This window comes from Thioalkalivibrio sp. K90mix, from assembly GCF_000025545.1.
Taxonomy (GTDB): Bacteria; Pseudomonadota; Gammaproteobacteria; order Ectothiorhodospirales; family Ectothiorhodospiraceae; genus Thioalkalivibrio.
Genome location: NC_013930.1, coordinates 179,609 through 197,134, shown reverse-complemented (window position 1 = coordinate 197,134; position 17,526 = coordinate 179,609). Strand labels below are relative to the sequence as shown.

Annotated in this window: 17 protein-coding genes; all 17 read right to left on the bottom strand. The window is 60.1% G+C overall.

Annotation, left to right across the window (positions count from 1 at the left end; all coding sequences use genetic code 11):
- Positions 1 to 31: 31 nt before the first annotated feature.
- Complete coding sequence (locus TK90_RS15470) at positions 32 to 904, bottom strand: tyrosine-type recombinase/integrase (protein ID WP_018940591.1); 873 nt, start codon at positions 902 to 904, stop codon at positions 32 to 34.
- A gap of 160 nt (positions 905 to 1,064) precedes the next feature.
- On the bottom strand, positions 1,065 to 1,859 hold the full coding sequence (locus TK90_RS15300; RefSeq protein WP_013006689.1) for a hypothetical protein: 795 nt from the start codon (positions 1,857 to 1,859) through the stop codon (positions 1,065 to 1,067).
- A gap of 54 nt (positions 1,860 to 1,913) precedes the next feature.
- Positions 1,914 to 2,555, bottom strand: coding sequence for a hypothetical protein (locus TK90_RS14225; protein WP_013006688.1), 642 nt, complete (start codon positions 2,553 to 2,555; stop codon positions 1,914 to 1,916).
- Positions 2,556 to 2,580: 25 nt separating this feature from the next.
- Complete coding sequence (locus TK90_RS14220; protein ID WP_013006687.1) at positions 2,581 to 2,964, bottom strand: hypothetical protein; 384 nt, start codon at positions 2,962 to 2,964, stop codon at positions 2,581 to 2,583.
- 10 nt (positions 2,965 to 2,974) lie between these two features.
- The gene (locus TK90_RS14215) at positions 2,975 to 4,297 is read right to left on the bottom strand and encodes a hypothetical protein (RefSeq protein ID WP_244406409.1); all 1,323 of its coding nucleotides are present in this window, start codon (positions 4,295 to 4,297) and stop codon (positions 2,975 to 2,977) included.
- A 144-nt stretch (positions 4,298 to 4,441) separates the two neighbouring features.
- Positions 4,442 to 5,029 carry a type II secretion system protein gene (locus TK90_RS14210; protein ID WP_013006685.1) on the bottom strand — a complete coding sequence of 196 codons (588 nt, stop codon included), beginning with the start codon at positions 5,027 to 5,029 and terminating at the stop codon, positions 4,442 to 4,444.
- A gap of 82 nt (positions 5,030 to 5,111) precedes the next feature.
- The gene (locus TK90_RS14205) at positions 5,112 to 6,434 is read right to left on the bottom strand and encodes a type II secretion system F family protein (protein WP_018940594.1); all 1,323 of its coding nucleotides are present in this window, start codon (positions 6,432 to 6,434) and stop codon (positions 5,112 to 5,114) included.
- A gap of 9 nt (positions 6,435 to 6,443) precedes the next feature.
- A complete protein-coding gene (locus TK90_RS14200; protein WP_018940595.1) occupies positions 6,444 to 8,288 on the bottom strand; it encodes a GspE/PulE family protein in 1,845 nt (614 codons plus the stop codon).
- A gap of 11 nt (positions 8,289 to 8,299) precedes the next feature.
- Entirely contained in the window at positions 8,300 to 9,325 is a 1,026-nt protein-coding gene (gene pilP, locus TK90_RS14195) for a type IV pilus biogenesis protein PilP (protein WP_244406408.1), read from the bottom strand.
- Positions 9,309 to 10,679 (bottom strand): type 4b pilus protein PilO2, encoded by a 1,371-nt coding sequence (gene pilO2, locus TK90_RS14190; protein ID WP_013006681.1) that lies wholly within the window; start codon positions 10,677 to 10,679, stop codon positions 9,309 to 9,311. Before pilO2 ends, pilP begins: the two co-directional genes overlap by 17 nt.
- Before the next feature lie 18 nt (positions 10,680 to 10,697).
- Positions 10,698 to 12,353 (bottom strand): type II and III secretion system protein, encoded by a 1,656-nt coding sequence (locus TK90_RS14185; RefSeq protein ID WP_013006680.1) that lies wholly within the window; start codon positions 12,351 to 12,353, stop codon positions 10,698 to 10,700.
- A gap of 28 nt (positions 12,354 to 12,381) precedes the next feature.
- Positions 12,382 to 13,089: a TcpQ domain-containing protein gene (locus TK90_RS14180; protein WP_013006679.1), complete on the bottom strand. Its 708-nt coding sequence runs from the start codon at positions 13,087 to 13,089 to the stop codon at positions 12,382 to 12,384.
- A gap of 4 nt (positions 13,090 to 13,093) precedes the next feature.
- Positions 13,094 to 13,600 carry a hypothetical protein gene (locus TK90_RS14175; RefSeq protein ID WP_018940596.1) on the bottom strand — a complete coding sequence of 169 codons (507 nt, stop codon included), beginning with the start codon at positions 13,598 to 13,600 and terminating at the stop codon, positions 13,094 to 13,096.
- A gap of 32 nt (positions 13,601 to 13,632) precedes the next feature.
- On the bottom strand, positions 13,633 to 14,424 hold the full coding sequence (locus tag TK90_RS14170) for a lytic transglycosylase domain-containing protein (RefSeq protein WP_013006677.1): 792 nt from the start codon (positions 14,422 to 14,424) through the stop codon (positions 13,633 to 13,635).
- A 46-nt stretch (positions 14,425 to 14,470) separates the two neighbouring features.
- Positions 14,471 to 15,811 carry a TrbI/VirB10 family protein gene (locus tag TK90_RS14165; RefSeq protein ID WP_013006676.1) on the bottom strand — a complete coding sequence of 447 codons (1,341 nt, stop codon included), beginning with the start codon at positions 15,809 to 15,811 and terminating at the stop codon, positions 14,471 to 14,473.
- A gap of 53 nt (positions 15,812 to 15,864) precedes the next feature.
- A complete protein-coding gene (locus tag TK90_RS14160; RefSeq protein ID WP_013006675.1) occupies positions 15,865 to 16,719 on the bottom strand; it encodes a TrbG/VirB9 family P-type conjugative transfer protein in 855 nt (284 codons plus the stop codon).
- A complete protein-coding gene (locus tag TK90_RS14155; protein ID WP_013006674.1) occupies positions 16,719 to 17,501 on the bottom strand; it encodes a type IV secretion system protein in 783 nt (260 codons plus the stop codon). Before TK90_RS14155 ends, TK90_RS14160 begins: the two co-directional genes overlap by 1 nt.
- Positions 17,502 to 17,526 lie beyond the last annotated feature (25 nt).

Sequence of the window (17,526 nt, the reverse complement as noted above, 5' to 3'; positions counted from 1 at the left end):
GCGAAAACCTTCGCACTTTTCCACGCTCACCTTACGCATCCTTGCCTCGCTTTCGGCGGAGCCCGTCCACGGCCGCCCGACTGGCGGCATCGGAACGCCGATCATAGATCTGGGTGGTGGTAACCGACGAGTGCCCCATCAATCGCTGCACCGTCAGCAGATCCGTCCCGTTGTCGAGGAGCTGCGTCGCAAAGGATCGCCGCATATCATGGGGCAGGGTAGGCGGCATCGCGGCCTCCATGGAGCGCTCGCGCACGACTTTCGCCACCGCCTGGTCACTCATGCGCCTCCATTGGATATGCCCACCCCGGGCCATAGGCAGGAACAACGGGCCATCACGCTCACCGCGAACCTCATCGATCCAGTGATTGAGGGCGTCCCAGGCCACGTCGTCCATGTACCCCGTTCGCTCCCGGTTGCCTTTCCCTCGTATCAGTACCGCCTTTTCCTCCGGCACCAGGTCGCCGATCCTCAGATCGACAACCTCCGAACGTCGCATCCCGGTGGAGTAGAGCACGTTGACCAAGGCCGCATCGCGAATCCCAATGGGCGTCCGATCCCGCTCCAGGTGCTGGGTGAAACAGTCCATCTCGTCCTCGGCGACAGCGCGGCCTCGAGGCTGGCGTTTCCCCTTGGCGGCCTTCACCTCACGGATGTGCTGGAACTCGTCTCCCGAGATCCGGCCCGCGACCCACACCTCGTGCATCACGCCCCGGAAAACACTGAGATAGAGCGACTGTGTGGCGGGGGAAAGCTCCTGTGATACCAGCTCATCACGCAGATCGAGGGCATCGCCGCGGCGTAGTGTCTCCCAGGGCACGGCGTCCGGTGATTCGTACCCGAGACTGGCGGCGACGGACCGCAGCGCCTTCTCGCCCGTGCGCTTGGACGCGGGGGTATTCAACGTCCGGACATAGTCTCGATGAGGCCGAAAAGAAGAAGGGCGCGAACCCGGGGTTTCCGGGGCCGCGCCCTTGCTGTCAGGTCCTGATTCGGTCATGTCGCATTCCGAAGCCGTCTCTGGCCCGGATTATAGCAAAAGGTAGCGTAAATCGATATTACCGCTAATTATCCCTCACGCAAACGACCTGCATGCTCAACGTTCGCGACCAGGTTGATTCGATTCGATCGCTGTTGGTTCCTGACGTGTCATGGAGAAGCCGATACGCCGTTTGCTCGTCCGACGCTAGTCCTCCGCCTTGTGATTCCGTGGAGGCCCAGATCGCGGAATTGGGATCGGCCCCCGCCGCGGGCAATGCCCCCGACTGAGCAATCGTGTCCAGCTCATTGATCGCGGGCCAATACCAATCGGTATGTCCATGCGCATCAAGGCGGTCGCAATGCAACGCCGGCGGAAACGCCCCTAGCGGCTGCCCGCTGTCCATCTGGCTCACATTGTGTTGCCCAGACGTGTAGCTAGTCGCTCCATATTGACCATCCCAACCCCACTCCAAACGCGGCACATCGGCCACATCACCATGGGGCACCTGCATCCCTCCGCCCGCGTTGATCGGCTCGGGCTCGGGTTCGGGCTCGGGTTCGGGCTCGGGTTCGGGCTCGGGTTCGGGCTCGGGTTCGGGTTCGGGTTCGGGCTCGGGTTCGGGTTCGGGCTCGGGTTCGGGTTCGGGCTCGGGTTCGGGCTCGGGTTCGGGTTCGGGTTCGGGTTCGGGTTCGGGCGGAGGCACGGTCACGCTGCCTACGTGGTCGCCTGATGACGTGATCACGACCCGATGCGCCCCTTCGTCAGCAACCGCAACTGTTGGCGCCATCGCCAACGTCAGACCACCGAGCACCGCTGCCCCGATCGCTGCTGTTTCCAGCGCGGACTGCACTTCCCTGCTCAGTTGCTTCTTTTTCACGCTCTACTCCTCAATGCCAATGTTCTATTAGGACGGCGCCCCCGTTTCGTGGCTTTAATTCATGGAGTAGCAATCTGCTCCGGTTTGCCGAACGTTTTCAGCCCATACACCTTCACCGAATTGCTGCCTACAGACTACGTCCGGGTTGTTTCTGGCAAAGCTATCAGTCATTCGCCAGCTCACGCTCCCAACTTGCACTTCGCTCGGTTCGGGTTCGGGTTCGGGTTCGGGTTCGGGTTCGGGTTCGGGCTCAGGCTCTGGCTCTGGCTCTGGCTCGAGCGCCACATCGCACGAGCCGCTGGTCCACGACCCTCCAAGGCCTTCGCACGTCCCGGCCTCCCCCACCGGCTCGGGCATATCGAATGAGCAAATCCACTCCGGCGAGTACCACTCCCCACCGTTGTCCTCACACGTCTGCCGGGCCTGCGCATAGAATCGCTCCGACTCAGTTGGCAACACTGCATCTGAAGCATCCACACCGCCGAACTGAACATCAGGGTCTTCGATCTCGCCGCGGTCCGAGGTTCCGTAGAGGCTGCCTGTATCGACACCCAGTTTCTGGCGGATCGACTCCGAGTGGTAATCATCACCACTCGACCCGCTCATTGCTCCAGAGCCGCGCTCCATCGCCGACCCCGATGAAATCATCGACAACGTGAGGGCAACGCCGACCGCAATTTTCGTTTTCCTTAACATCACGCCACCTCTCTAAGACGCTGCACTAAAACTGACACTCGCCTCCGGTCCAGTTACCGCCGAGGCGATTGCATACTTCACTATCGGACGGATCCTCCCACTCGAAGGTGCAGACATTGCTGCTATGCCACGTACCTCCATCGTTCTCGCAAGCCTGTTGGGCGCCTGCGTACGGGTTGGACTCTATGTTCTCCAGGCCGTAGGCGACGCCCGGGTCTGTCCAACCGAAACCAATCTCCGGTTCCTCAATGTGTCCCATCCCGCCTTCCGGATGCTGCACTTCCCCGGGCGTTCCAATCCCAAGATTGTCCCGGATGTTCTGACTATCGAATTCATCGCCGTGAGACGACCCCACAAGGAGCGCGAACACAGCCAGCAGCAACCCGCAACATGCCCTTCTGAGCTTCATTGACGACCTCCTAACCACACTTCGCCATCGCGATGATGTTCGCGTTATCCGTAGATTCCCAGCCGGTGTTCGTTAGAATGCGCGGCTCGATATCCCAACGATCACCACCATCCGTCACAAAAACTTCATGGCCGTGCATCGGTCGTCCATCGTTGGGGGTAATACCCTGAACGGCTGTAAAGATCCGGGGCTCCCCCGTAAATGGGCCGCACGACGGTTTTTCCATCCATCCCGATCCGTTGATGACGGTTACGTCGTAAACACCCTGGCTCGCCAGGCGCCCGATGTCGTCTAGCAGTACGTCTCGACCAAAGATGTACTCGTTGGCGATTAAGTGTTGCCCGGCCTCCACGCTGCCGGTTTCAGCCTTCACGTTTTGACCCGCTACGACATTTTGCTCACCGATCACATTCCGCTCGGCGATCACATCGATACCAGCATTCACGTTCTCTTCTGTACGGAGAGACTCCTGGATGAACGTGGTACCCCCGACATAAACGTCTTCAGCAATGACCGCTTCGCCGGATAGCTCGATGTTTCGCGCATGACGAATGTCGTGCCAGTCCACGGGGTCGCTGCCGGGCTCAGCCGCATACAGATCCGCTTCCATGTGGTTGAGCCCGTCGATTCGCAGCCAGATATCGGCTTCGGAGTCCGCGCTTGCCACAAGCATGACGCGTCCGAAGTCGGGGTGACCCATGTCGTGCGCCTGGGCGTCCTGGATTTCCTGCTGGATCACGGCCGCGGGCTGGTTGAAATCGAAGTCGGATGCGATGTTCGCCTGGAAGGTCTTGTGGATCCCGCCTGCCGCCTCGACCGTCTCCGCCACGGTCATGCTCTCGTGAGCGGAGTTTGCGATACGTGAGGCCACCACGCCGGCCCGTCCTTGGTCGGCCGGTGTATTCACGACGTACCCCATTCGGATCTCGTAGTAGCCAGAACCCGGCGCGGTCGTATCCACCGTCAGGTCATAATCGGCCATGAAAGGGGTTTCGTACTCGCCGTAGCGCGCGGCGCGGCACGGAATGTATCCCTGCCAGTCTTCGGCGAACTCTTCTACCGTTGGGAAGGCCGGATTTTCGCTGCACTCTCTCGGACGAAGGTAATCGATCCCGTTCGCCTCGATCTGTGCGGCCCGCGCGGCGGCGGCAGCCTCGTCGGCCTTATTCAGGGTTTGCAGCTTGGAAATCGCACCCCGAACGCCCATGGCGAGCTGCGCCATATCGCGGCCTGCGGATTTCGCAAGGTCGTCCGTTGCCTCTCGCGCCATCATCTGGTGCGCCCAAGGTAACGCCGCGCTCGCCACCCCGAGGGCAATCAAGAGCGCAATCAACGGGGCTGACCCACGCTGCGAATCTCTACTTGAACTACTCCTTGTTCGCTTCACTGCGCCCCTCCATTGGCCCAGTTGCAAGACAAAAGCCCCAGAGGGCCCCGCTCGACCCTCCAAGGCTATCCGTACACGTTTGCTTGTCTCTTAACGGCCCTGAACGAACTCGATATCGACCGTCGAATCCGCAGAGCAGGCGGAACCCAGCGCGCCAATCTGGAGCGTTTCATGCTGCTCTTTGACTACCGCGTTGTTGACGGTCACACGCGAGAAGGACCCCTCGGCCGACTGAACAAAGTTGGCGCAATCGTCGGAATTCACGTCGTTGTAGGTGAACGCCACCGCATCCCCGGGGGTGTTCAGCTGGGCTTCGGCCACATCGATTTCCGTATTCCAAGCCGAGATAATCGCGTCCTCGGAGGAATTGATCATCGAACGGGGCGGAATGTTGTTATCGATCAGGATCTGAGAACCATCATTGCCCAGCTCGCTGAAGTTGCCGACGCTACGGAATCGGGCGCGCGTATCCGCCACCATAAGATTCAGGGTTTCGGAGGCCTCCTTTGCGACCGCCTTGCCTTGGACGGCATTGACCGCCATAAACACGGCGAACAGGATGCCAGCCCCGATTGCCAACACAATCAGGATTTCAATGAGCGTGAATCCTTTCGCCTTTTTCCGCTTCCCGCCATGAACCGTGTGAAGGTTTGCGATTTCCGTTTTCGAGCTTTCCATTTTATTTAGTACCTATCCTTGGTTGGTTTCATGCTGTTTGGGGCAACTCAGCATCGAGGCTACCCCACCGTTTTCAGGTCGTTCAAATGCCGCTCGACTGCTGCTCGACCGCCTCCGAAATGGCGAAACTGGTCTCGCCGAGAGCGAACACCGTGACCAGGATGAACACCGCCAGCAAAAGCATGACGGAAATCGATGTCAGGGTCGCAAACCGGTTGATGGTCTTTTTCAACCCCTTCATCGCATCGATCCCGATGGCTTGCATTACCACCGAGAAATCGGGGAGTCGACTGTAGATGTACAGCCGGTCACTCATGGCATCCATCAGCAACCCCGAATCCAGTGCCTCAGTCTCACGTCGCCCCTGGCGCAGGCTGTTCAGCATGCGATCCAGGTGACGTCGCATCCATGGTCTGGCGTATTCTCGCAACTCCGTAAGAGCTTTTGCCGTGGGCATTCCAGAGCGGATCATGGCGGAGAGCGTGATCATAAAGAATGCACTCTGGAGAGAACGGTAGAGGGTCCAAGGGAACCACCGGTCCACACGGTCGCGTTTCGGGCCAGCCCATATTGGCAGCGAGACCAACAGCGCGATCATCGCCCCCACCAGAGCCACTACTACAACGGGGCCGTACGAGAGCACCCACGCGCCAAACGCGAAGTACCCCCCCGCGAATGCTGGCATGTGTTCTTCCGGGAGGAGATCCTGTGCTGTAGGGACGATGGTGATCGCAATGTAGTACACGAGCCCGAACAGGGCGGCGATCATTACCATTGGCATGGTCAGCTTCTGAGCGGCCTCGGCCATCATCTCGTGCCGCGCACGAGTGAGCTTCGACACCTCAACCAAAGCCTCCTGAAGCTCACCAGAGCGGTCCCCTGAAGCGATCATCGCCACTTCCGCAGAGTCGGCCCAGGGCACCATCGCGTCCGCCAGCGTGCCGCCCCCTTCCATGACCCGGATCCATTCGTCCGTCATATAGGCCAGCGGATTGCGTCGCTTTCGATGGACATCATTCACAGACTTGAGCGCGTCAAAGGGCGGGATTCCCGCCTCTTGGAAGGCCGCCAGATCTTCGTACATATCCGCACGTTTACTGGCACCGAAGGCCAACTTCGCCATCACTCGCCGATAACGGCCTTCAAGGCCGCGCAACATTTCAGACTGAGCCCCGGATCGTTGGTGCGCTGCCTGGTCCTCTTTGATCTCCGCCCAACGCTCTTGCGCTCGATTCCTCCATGCATCCAGGCGGTCCCTGAGCGACGGTGGACCTGACTCTGCCGCGGCGGCGCCTTCCTCCGATACAGCTGTCCCCTTCGCCCGAACCCGACCAGCGAGCGCACCCTTCACTGCGTCCATCCGTGACCGAGCCTCGCTGGCGATCCTTTCCAGCTTCTCTTTCATCATCGATCCTTAATCGTCGAGGTGGAACACTTCGTCCAACCGCATGAACTTGCTTTCCACATCTTTCGGATCACAGATCCCGTGGCGCATCTTCAGCAGGGCATGCTCGAATGCAGTCCGCCCGCTCATGTCATCTGGGTCCGAGTCGTTTCGTTGTTCCCTCCAGAGCTGCCTCAGCTTGACGACATCACCATGACGAACCGCATCGAGCATGGCATTGGTTGGCAATACGACCTCCGCGCAAACCGTCTGGCCGGTTATCCCTGTCCCTTTACACTGACGGCACCCAGGCCCTGTCATGTAGACCATCACCAGATCGGCGTCGGGGACGACGCGACGGACTCGATCTACAAAACCTGAGTCCTTTGGATTCTCCATGTCTGCCTGTTCATCCACCCACTGATGGAAACTAATCTTGCAGTGCTCACACAGCACCGGCATCAGTTTCTGGTAAGCCAAACCTGCGATGAGGCCCGGCTGCGCCAACACGCCCATCTGTATCCCCAGCAATCCCAGTCGATCGAAGATCCCGCTCCACGATTCCGCATGTAGGGTCGTGGCAACGCCATGGCCCGTCTGGGATGCCTGAATCGCGAGCTCGGCCGTGATCTTGTCTCGAATCTCCCCGACGAGCATTCGGTCCGGGTCGGCCCGCATGGCCGCCTTGATCGCATCAGCGAACGGTTTGCTGGAGTTCGCCCCATCCTTCTCCTTATCGTCCCGCACCACCGGAGTTTGCGACGTATTCCGGATTGAGTATTCGACCGGCTCTTCGATGGTTCGGATCTTCTGGTCGGGATTGGCTGTTGCCACGCCCTCCATCGCATTCTTGAGGGTCGTGGACTTACCGGATCCGGTGGTCCCCGCGATGATCACCATGCCCGATGAGCGCGCCATTGCCCGCTGCATGCTCTGCGTGTGCGCCGGGGCATAACCGAGGTCTTCGAACGACTTGTGCGCGCTTTCCACACCTACCGGAAGCAACCGCAGGACCACATTGAACCCATTGGGTGCGACCGGCATGGACGCGTAACGAAACCGGACACGCCCTTCATCGTACGGCCGGTCAATCACCGCATTTTGGAATTTGCGCTCATTGAAAGAGTCACGGGTCGAACCTGCTTCCGACATGGTGTTGTAGACCGCCGAGCAAATGGCGGTGGCCTTGGCGGGTGCCAGGTCCTTGTAGTGCCGCAGCCGGCCGTGCTGGCGCATCAAGATCTGGGCCTGCTCCGATGTAACCTCGATATGGATGTCCGACACCCCGTTATCAAAGGCATATCGGCCGAGCTTGTCGAACTCCTGCTGTTCTTCCGAAACATCTTCGATCGCACCATTGACGACCTCATTGTTTCGCTCATACATCGCCTCGATGATGGCCGCCGTGGCAATTTTCGGCTTTGCATGCAGGCGGGCGCGTGGGTAGCGATTCCGAAGGCTTCGCACCATTTCAGCCACCTTCAGCGCGTTCCGATCCTTGACGCGCCCGGTCACCACCAGCCAGATTTCCAGGTCAACGGACGCCTGCTCGACCATATCCGGGAGACTGGCAATACGGATGTCCTCTCGACTGAAATCGCCGTGCCACGCCTGAACACGGGCGATAATACAAGCGAACTTCTCGATCCCGTCCGGAATCTTGACTCCACCCACTCCTTCTTCCAGAACCCAGTCGTAGTCCGGAAGGTCGGACATCTTCAGAATTTCAGGATCTTCGAAAGCCGCGTACGGATCACGCATCTGACCCGCGCCGCTAGGCTCAGGCTCTTCCTGCCACTCGTCCTCGATCGATACCTCGGCGTCGAAAACATTCACGTCCTCGACCCCTTCCTGGGTTTGTTCGGCTGCGTCCATGCTCACGATAACTACCTCCCGAAAATGCCTTGAGCGGAGGTCTGTCCCGACCCGGCCCCTTCAGGGTTGCCCTGAAGCTGAGGGGCACCAGGCACCGCCTCGACCTGACCTTGCGTGGTGGATGGCGACCCCATTCCGATTTCAAACTCACGACGATCCTTTTCCACCAGCACGCGGGTTAGCTCAATGTCTCGGACCGTCCAACCCCCCGGTAGCACGTCGCCCTTGCTGACCTGCATGCGACCGCCCGCGAAGAACAGCTCTGCACGAGGGTCACTTTGCCCACCAAAGACCGATACCAGCATCATTTGGCGCAGGTCCCGCTCGTCGCGCTGACGCTCTTCGGCTTCACGCTCCGCCTGCTGGGCTGCCGCCTCGGAGGGCTCCGGCATCTGCAACTTCCGCATCTCCTGAGTCATTTCCACATGTTGCTGCTGCATGGCGAGCATTTCGTTCCGTGCCTGCCAGAGTTCCTGTTGGCGCTGAAGCGAGCGCAGCTCCTCAAGGTAAGCGCGCTCATCCGGCGTCATCACGCCTGGCGAATACTTCTGCATATCTCCAGCGATGATCGGCTGTGGGTCCGGTACCGGCTGACTGGATTCGTCTTCCAACGCATCACTGTCACCAACACGGTCGGCATCACCGTCTTCAGTAGCCATTACCTCCTGACCGCTCGCCCCCCCGACGTCTCCGGCACCTTCGGTATCGCTCGGATCCTTGATCGCTTCAGACTCCCCAGAGGTCCCCGTCGGCTCTTCAACCTCATCCATGTCTTCCATGAAGTCGGGTGGACTTTCCACGCCATCGTTTTCCACCGCTTCAGAACCCACATGATCGGAAGCCTGCGATGACGCTTCACTGCCGGTGGTCGCCGAACCACTATCGTCGGACGGATCCTCCATTTCCTGCATGAAGGCTGGCATATCCTCGTTGTCCGCGTTCACTACGGCGACCGAAGCGGTCCCAAGACAAAAAGCTGCCACTGCCGCGGCAATCACATTTCGGCGCATCCTTGTTCCTTTACTGTCGTGCCACATAGGTCATCTCCACCCTCCATTGGGAGGTTTCCGTTTCGCCCGCGGTCCCTGGGGCATAGGTTACGTTCGTTACCCGCATCGGCAGTTCATTCAGCGTGTCCATCAGACGAGAGAGCTGCGCTAGGTTGGCACCGTTCGCATAGATCCTCCCCTCTTCCACACGAATCACCTCGGCCTCTGGAAGCTCGGCGGGCCCGATCCTGCTGGCGCCACGCCGGTCCTGCTCGAATTCCACTCCGGGAATCCGCATCTGCTCCATCTGGATCACGTCCCACCAGTCACTTCGCACTTCGTGCCCGGGAGGCAGCTCATGCACACCAAGAGCATCCATTGACTGCATCGACACTTCATTCGCGTCGACGCTTGCGCTCAGTGCGTCCCCACCGTCTTCCATACGAACGGCGCCATCAGGCAAACCCACCTCTTGATGGAACCCCCTGACGGGCCGGAACACAGAGTACGGGACCCACGAGAGGTCACATGCACTCGGGGTGCAATTCACGCCCTCGAACGCCCAACCCATACCCGAGTTCGCATGCTCCATCAGGACGCGATCGAGCGTCGGCCGGACCCAGTCGTTCGACACGGGTAGGCGGCCATCCAACGTTGCTACCAGTTGCTCCATGTACTCACGCTGCTCCCGATCGCCCTCGTCCACGGCCGGCTCGGGTGGCGGCTCGGGTGGCGGCGCTGGCTCGAAGTCATCCTGCGTCCCGTCGTAGATAAAAAACGAGGAGATACCCAGGACGGCGATGCCGATCGCGGACAGACCAGCTTTTTGTACCGGCGACATGCCCCGCGCAATGATTTCGACTGGCGGAGGCTGATCTTCGCTCTGCGCTACCCCTTCAAGGTCCAGCGCCTGGGCGGGCTCGTTCATCTGACCCAGCCACTCCGCGGCGTCGCCATCCAGGAGATCCGTGCGCAGCAACCGTTCGCCATTCGTGGCGAGGCGGTTTTCCAGGAACAGCCCGATGTAGCCCTGAAGGGTGCGGTGGACGATTTCCTGCGTACCCACAACATCGGTGCCCGGCACAACCGCACCTTGATGAGTGATGACGACCCAATAGTCGTCGCCCCCCAGGTCTGCCAGAACGACGTGGTCGGGGTACTGTTTCGCGACCGCCTGCGCCAGCGAAACCGATCTCTTTGGAGGAGCCGTATCGCCGCGATATACCCCGATAAACGCTTCATCGAACCGTTCGCCTGAATCCTCGCGAACAAGCCCACGGCCGGTCACCTGCTCGGGGTCGAGCTGGTCGATATATCGCGCATTCAGGTTGGCGTCCCGCGGGACGCCATACCAGGAAAGCCCGACGAGGTAGATCCTCTTGTCGATCTTGATCGTCTTCATGGACGCGCCTCCGTGCGCTTAGAACCGGTCCTGAATAGAGGTCACGGTCGGCGTCATCACGATGATCAGGCTTTCGCGGGTGTTTTCCGCCCTGCGGTTCCCACCCAGCGCCCACTTATCCGCGTCAATGATGCCGCTTCGAGCAAGGTTGGCCTGAATGGATTCAAAGCCAGCCAGCACCAGTGCCTCACCGCTTTGCAGCCAAGTCCGCTGCACGAAGTCGCGGCTGGAAACCTCGGGGAGCTGGATCGTCTGGTCACCGGAACTGAATTCCTCAAGGCGGTCCAATGTCGACAGCGTGATCATCACTTGCATGAGCATGTCGCGGCCGTTGTCCTGAACATGCGGAAGCAGCTGCATACTGAAACCAACGTCGACCTCGCCCGGCGTGAGCGATGCCTGCGAGCCCACGTTCGCGGTATCGGTCTGCGAAACCTCTTCCAGGTAGGAAACAGTCTGACCAATCCGTACCGGTGCGGGCTGGTTATTGACCGTCTGAAGCGTCGTCGATGTCACCTCCGATACATCGCCGATCTCCTCGAGACTCGCAATGAATCCTTCACTGCCCACGAGATTACTCAGCGTCCCCGCTCCGTCCGGAACAGATAGCCGTACCCCCCCGGGGGAAACATCGCCAGAGGCATTGCCACCCGGCGAGCTGACCTCAAACTCCATGTTGTTGTTGTTGAACAGGGCATTCCAGTTGACGCCCCGAAGCTCATTCTCGGTCGCCTCGACTCGATAGATCTGCACATCCACAGAGACTTGGCGCGAGAACGTGTCATTCATGTTGTCGACGTAGTCGCTCACGCGGTCCACCACGTCCGGCACGTCTCGCACCGTGATCGTTCCGGTGGTATCGGACACCGAGAACGCCCCCCGGCTTGAAACCATCGTGCCCAGCGCGTCTTCGAGGCTCTCCCACACCGAGCTTTCGCCTTCCAGGCGCAGGTTGCTTTCCGCGCCACCGCTGCGAGAACCGTCGCTCTGCGTCTCAATGAGCACGTCGTTAATCATCTTCCCCGGGGTCATCGCAACCCGCATGGTCTTGGTGACATATCGGTAGAAGACAACTCGGTTGGAATTCTCGTCGTAGCGCCAGTTCGCCTGGAGCGTGTTCGCTGCTGCATCCAGCACGTCGCGCACTCGCCCCTGATGGGACAGCGAAATCTCCACGTCATGCAGCAGATCCGCTTGATGTACGCGGCCGCCGACCAGCTCATCCAGATCGACTACGCCGACGTCATCGCCCGCCGAGTCGACCCGATCCCCACCCTGGTTACCCTGATTCGCACCAGGATCTACCAGGTCGTACTCGAACCCCACCTGGAGCCCCGTCACTTCCGACAGCTTGGACATCACACTGCCAATCGGGGTGGGGTACGGCTCATGGAATGTCACCTGACGCTCGAATGCCGGCGGCAACGTCTTGCGAATCGGCACCGCCGAGGTATTCAGGTACAGGTCATCGCCAGCGCCAGGCGTCCGGGCCCTCTCATGCGTACCTTCATTCGCTCGCACACGCTCTGCTTCCAACTGATCAATCTGCTGACGCGTTTCGCTGGTCTGGCGCTCACTGTTTTGCACCGTCTCGGTGGTCTCACCGAAACCTGCGCACCCAGTAGTCGCCACTGCCACCGCTGCCGCGAGGACTGCCTTCTTCCATGGGATCATGCGTAGAACTCCTTTTCTCTTTGTCCCGTTACCGGGCATTAAGCACAGCCGGCGAGTCCCCGGACATGTCGGTTTGCTCGAACACCACCACGCGATTTGACTCGGCAAAGCGCGGCGATACCCCCATCAGGCCGCCTTGAGCCTGATAGCTACGCACGAGCCCAACGATTGCGGACTGCATATCCCCATGCATGGGGATGTCATCCTCAATGTAGTAGTCGTGCTGGACATTCCAGCGCATCGAATTCCAGCCCTGCGCCTGCACATAGCGTCGCAACGACTCGCTCAGCATGGTTCCTGCACGCAACACATACGTCGGGCTTTCGCAAACCGGGTCGCAGCCGTCATTCGCCTGGTGCGCCGACAGGTTTGCCGCGAGCGTCTGATCCCCACGGCGAATGACCTCCACCTCACCATGCGAGGTGCGAATAAAGAATTCCCGAGGAGCATCCTCAAGCATCAGGTACGGCGGGCTTTCCTGGAGCTGCACGCGACTGCTATCGACCAGCGCGTAATGGGTGTCCACCCCTTCCGGCATCTCGATGTACGTCTCGTACTCGTCGGTAAAGACCTGGAGGGGCTGCGCGTTGGGCGCCCCACGCGTCTGGAAGTCGAAACTGTAGGGTGAGTTCACTGACTGGTTATCCATGTAGGTCACCCAGTTGTCGGCGGCGGCTGGGGCCGCCGCTGCCGCCGCCAGCACCGCCACCACTAGCATTCCCTTGGCATTCTTCACTGCACTACTCCTTGTGTCCGTCATTGCTGTTCTCAATCTCGTTCAGGCGCTGCAAAAGCTCTTCCCTGCGCTGCAACAGCGCTTCTTCGCTGGGTCGTTGATCACGGGAGGCTTCCACCGCATCACCGCAGGCCGACTCACCCATCCAGCCGGCCCGAATACATATCGACTGACCGGATTCGGTTTTAGCGAACCACATCGATTCCACCGCCGTGGTCGCGCGATAGCGTCCCTCCCGGCGGCTCTCCCGTGCCGCACCGGACGCGTCCTGAAGCGATGCAATGTCCCCGCCATCCGGCCAGACGAAATACGTCGTTTCGCCATCATCGAACACCTGGCCCCGAGCGCGCCCGCCGTTCATATCAGTCACGATGTAATCAAAGTTGTACTGATCCGACTCCGATACGATCACTTCCTGCGGGTTGTGGCCGTCCAGCTTTCCCCAGCGATCAGATGAGTCGCCGTCCTTCGTTTCAAGCGCACTGCACGCGCTCAGCGTGACAACCATCATCACTGCCGCACCCCTTACCCCGTGTACTGCTTTCACGACCCCATTACCTCCTTGTATCGCTGATACCGCGACAGGACTTTTGGAACGAACTTCTGCGTTTCCTCGAACGGCGGAATACCGTTATGCCGCGTAACCGCCCCCTCACCCGCGTTGTAGGCGGCGATGGCGTGCTCCACGTCGTCAAAGTGATCAAGAAGGAAGCGCAGATACCGGACGCCCCCCTCGAGGCTCTGCATCGGGTCCGTGCGATCCACGACACCAAAACGTTCCGCGGTTTCAGGAATCAGCTGCATCAACCCCACCGCGTTGGCGTGTGAGGCGGCGGACGGGTTGAATGAACTTTCGGTATGCACCACTGCGCGCACGAGGGCTGGGTCCACGCCGTATCGTTGCGAAACGGCGATCACCTCACGCTGAAAGCTGGTGGTGTTGATCGCCCCCTCATAGGGGCGAATCGTCGCCTGCGGGGCAAGATGAGAACGGGCAAGCGCGCCGTTCTTCTGAGCGGATGAACGATAGGCGGCTGATTGCGCCCTCGGTTGATCTTCCTCTACCGGCACGGAGCGGTAGGCGGACGATTCACCCCTGCGAAAGAAATGCGCAATTCGCGCACCATCTTCGTCGCGGGAGATCAGGACCAGTGGGCGATTGTTGTTGCGGCGAACACCAAGGTCCTCGAGCGTAACCGGGGCACGCTCGGCCGCGTCTTCGAGCGTAACCGGGGCACGCTCGGCCGCGTCTTCGTCAGGATTGGTTTCTGCCAGCAAGGGCCCAGCCAGAAAGGCCAGTGCTGCCCCTGCGATGGGGATCGTCTTGAACAACATCCTTGTTCCTCTCACGGATTCCTTTCCGTTGCTGCCACGAACTGTACTACAAAACGATGTCGGAATTCACCATCACGTTCATGGTCGTTCCCGCGTCGATTGTAATCGTCGGGGCTCGATCTCGGTGACGGTCAATCGAATCCTCCGCGACCCCTGCAAAGATCTCGGCGGCCTTGGTTCCTCCGTCGGTACTGCCACCGCCAGAACCACCAATAACGGTTACATTCGCCGGCTGCGCCTGGCGCTCTGCACCCATCGTAATGGCACCAATCAGGCCCGCACGTCCGAGACGCGACCAAAAGTGCGTGTTGACGTCGCCGTCCATCCCCGATCGGCCTTCGCCATCCGCTCCCTGCATGGCGCCCAGCTGAATATCACGGCCGTCCGGAAAGATGGCGCGATTGAAGGCAAAAATAAGCCGGTCCTGACCTTCTGCCACATCGGCGTTGTACTCGCCCACCAGCCGGCTCCCGCGCGGGATCACCACGGTTTCACCCGTGATCGAATCCCGCACATCACGCGTCGTTAGCGCTGTAATCATGCCTGGGAGATCGCTGTTCACGCTCGTCTGGAGTACCACTGGAATTACCGACCCTTCATGCACCACCGGACGATCAAGGGCGCGATCACGGACGGGCGTCATTTCATTGGCATCGCGTTCGCGCGACCGCTCCAGCCATTCTTCGTTGGGGTTGCGGCGAGACTCTCGCCCACCAGTCGCACCCGGCGGTTGTTGCTGAGCCTGCCGCATCGCCTCATGCGCCATCTCCTGACGCTCTTGCATCCCGGCCATCATCTGCTCTGCCCCCTGCTGGGCCCGTTCGCGCTCACTGACCTCAGCCGGCTCTCCCTGGCTGGCCCGGCTACCCTGGCCGGCGATTGCGACAATTTGGGATTGAGCGGCCTGTTCACGCATCACTCGTTCACGCTCGGTCAACCCATCGTCTTGCGCTTGGCCGCCCGGTACTGGCGCATCGGGGCGGATAGCAGGCCCCTCACGCTCATTTTCCTGGGGGGCCTCCTGCTCCGCCATTTCGCGGTCGAGCCGCATCTGCTCCTCGCGCGCCCGACGCCGCTCAAGCGCCTCGCGCTCGCGCTCCTCAATCTCCTGTTGAAAGTCGCGGCCCGATCCGGACGAACCCGGAAGCGGATCGCCCTCTTCCGCATCACCGCCCGCACGGTCCGCTGTATTCGACATCATCATCCCTAGCGCCATCACGGAACCGATCGCGCTGACGATGATGATCGCTAGCTTCTTGGAGGTTTTGCCTCGAGGCTTGTCCCGATCATCCTCACCGGACACTGACTCCTCGTACTCTTCGAACTCCCCCTCCAGAACGTCTGGATCGTCGTCCATGGGGCGTTCGCGGTCATTTTTGCTCGCCATGATCTACCTTGATCTCGTTTGGATTCCCTTCCGGAAAGAGGCCCTGATCGCCTCTACCCCTTCTCGATCACCACTTCGTCCTGCCCAATACGCAGCGTTGTCCGGCTGCTCACTTGATGAACCACGATGTAATCGCCATCAACGTGGTAGTTCGCCAGTGCCTTGCTTGTCGACCGGCCCTGCACGAACACCGCCGGAAGCTCCTCGAGTCCGTCCTCCATCCGGATCCAGAGGGATCGACCATCATCGAATGCGCTCTGAACAATCCCGGAGGCACCCCGGACTTCATAGCCAAAATTTAGATCCGACGGCCGGGGGCTCGAAGACGTCGATGCTTGAGAGACCCGATCATCCAGTCCTGGAACAGGGCCTACCTGTTGCCCGCCCGCCTGCTCTTGAGGGGCAGCACCGACCGAAGTCTGAAATGACTCGCCACCACCGCGCGCTTCACGGACCATTCCATCCGATCCGTGCTCCCATGAAACACGCTGATACCACTGCCCATTGGACGGTACCGCACGGAGGCTGATCTGGTAGGAACGCTTGTTGGTAACGATCGTGCCGGCGGTATAGATACCGGAACGGACGGGCTTGATGAAGATGTTCCCTGGCACATCTTCCGTGATCCACTGAACCGTATCGCCGATCGCCAACGCAACAAGCTCTTCGTTTTCCCCCAGAGCGATGTTGGTTGGCGCATCCGGGCGAGCGAGGATTTCGTACGTGCGGTTCTCGTCGTAGCGAAATTTCACCAGACGGGTTTCTTGCGGGAATGTGTACGGCTCCGCGGACGCCGACATATCCGACGCGGTGGCCGATTGAACGCTCAGAGCCAGAGCTGGCACCAGCGCAAGCACAGATAGCGCGAGCGCTCGATTTAGCACCCGCGAGTGCATGAATCCTTTCATTACTGACCCCCCATATCCCTTGTGAGGTTGAAGTTGGTGATCACGAGACCGACCGGGTTCTCCAGGATCTGCTCTTCGGTCTGCGGCCGATACGTCTCGTAGTTGATCGCCAGCGAGTAATCCGTTCGCTGATCCGCCTGATCTGGACCTCGCTCAAGCGTGTGAAACTGTATCATAACGGCCTGGTTCGGGAGAAAGTTGATCGACCGAATTCGCGTATCGACCGTGCGCTCGGGGTTGCTCGTCGCCCGCCCGATTGGATCATATTCATCGATGTGCTCTCGGAACTGGCGCGAAGCCGTCCCCTCGGTCTTGTTGAAGGCCTGCGGGAGGTTTTGAGTGGTCACCCCAGGACGCACCGTCATCATGTGATCCGTCCATTCGGCCAGGAAGTACCGAAGCTGAATCTCTGTGGGCTCGAATTCGCGCACTTGCGCATCCGACACGGCCGTTCGCCCGACGTTATCGGTCTCGATCACATAGGGTGTCACTTCTTTGAGCGGCGTCAGCGCCATAATGGCCGCACCAAGCATTGCCACTACACCTGCCATCGCCATGAGCGCGACAAAGTACCGGTTTCGCTCAACCTCCAGCGCTCCCTCATGGAGAAACCGCTGCTTCAGAGTGCGCGCATCCAAGGCTGACGGTGGCGCATTCTCAGGCGGCGTCCCAGTCTTTCTCTTTTTATTACTCGGCTGACTCTTCTTTTTAGCCTCCACCGACGCCTCAGCGTTCCCCGCCGACGCCTCCTGGCGAATTGCTCCAAGCAGTTTCTTCAGCATTCCTTGCTCACCTTTTTCTGTAGAT

Coding starts and splice junctions, on each gene's coding strand:
- TK90_RS14225 (WP_013006688.1), bottom strand. CDS start 2,555: ATGTTAAGGAAAACGAAAATTGCGGTCGGCGTTGCCCTCACGTTGTCG.
- TK90_RS14220 (WP_013006687.1), bottom strand. CDS start 2,964: ATGAAGCTCAGAAGGGCATGTTGCGGGTTGCTGCTGGCTGTGTTCGCG.
- TK90_RS14210 (WP_013006685.1), bottom strand. CDS start 5,029: ATGGAAAGCTCGAAAACGGAAATCGCAAACCTTCACACGGTTCATGGC.
- TK90_RS14205 (WP_018940594.1), bottom strand. CDS start 6,434: ATGAAAGAGAAGCTGGAAAGGATCGCCAGCGAGGCTCGGTCACGGATG.
- TK90_RS14200 (WP_018940595.1), bottom strand. CDS start 8,288: ATGGACGCAGCCGAACAAACCCAGGAAGGGGTCGAGGACGTGAATGTT.
- pilP (WP_244406408.1), bottom strand. CDS start 9,325: ATGTGGCACGACAGTAAAGGAACAAGGATGCGCCGAAATGTGATTGCC.
- pilO2 (WP_013006681.1), bottom strand. CDS start 10,679: ATGAAGACGATCAAGATCGACAAGAGGATCTACCTCGTCGGGCTTTCC.
- TK90_RS14185 (WP_013006680.1), bottom strand. CDS start 12,353: ATGATCCCATGGAAGAAGGCAGTCCTCGCGGCAGCGGTGGCAGTGGCG.
- TK90_RS14175 (WP_018940596.1), bottom strand. CDS start 13,600: ATGATGGTTGTCACGCTGAGCGCGTGCAGTGCGCTTGAAACGAAGGAC.
- TK90_RS14170 (WP_013006677.1), bottom strand. CDS start 14,424: ATGTTGTTCAAGACGATCCCCATCGCAGGGGCAGCACTGGCCTTTCTG.
- TK90_RS14165 (WP_013006676.1), bottom strand. CDS start 15,811: ATGGCGAGCAAAAATGACCGCGAACGCCCCATGGACGACGATCCAGAC.
- TK90_RS14160 (WP_013006675.1), bottom strand. CDS start 16,719: ATGAAAGGATTCATGCACTCGCGGGTGCTAAATCGAGCGCTCGCGCTA.
- TK90_RS14155 (WP_013006674.1), bottom strand. CDS start 17,501: ATGCTGAAGAAACTGCTTGGAGCAATTCGCCAGGAGGCGTCGGCGGGG.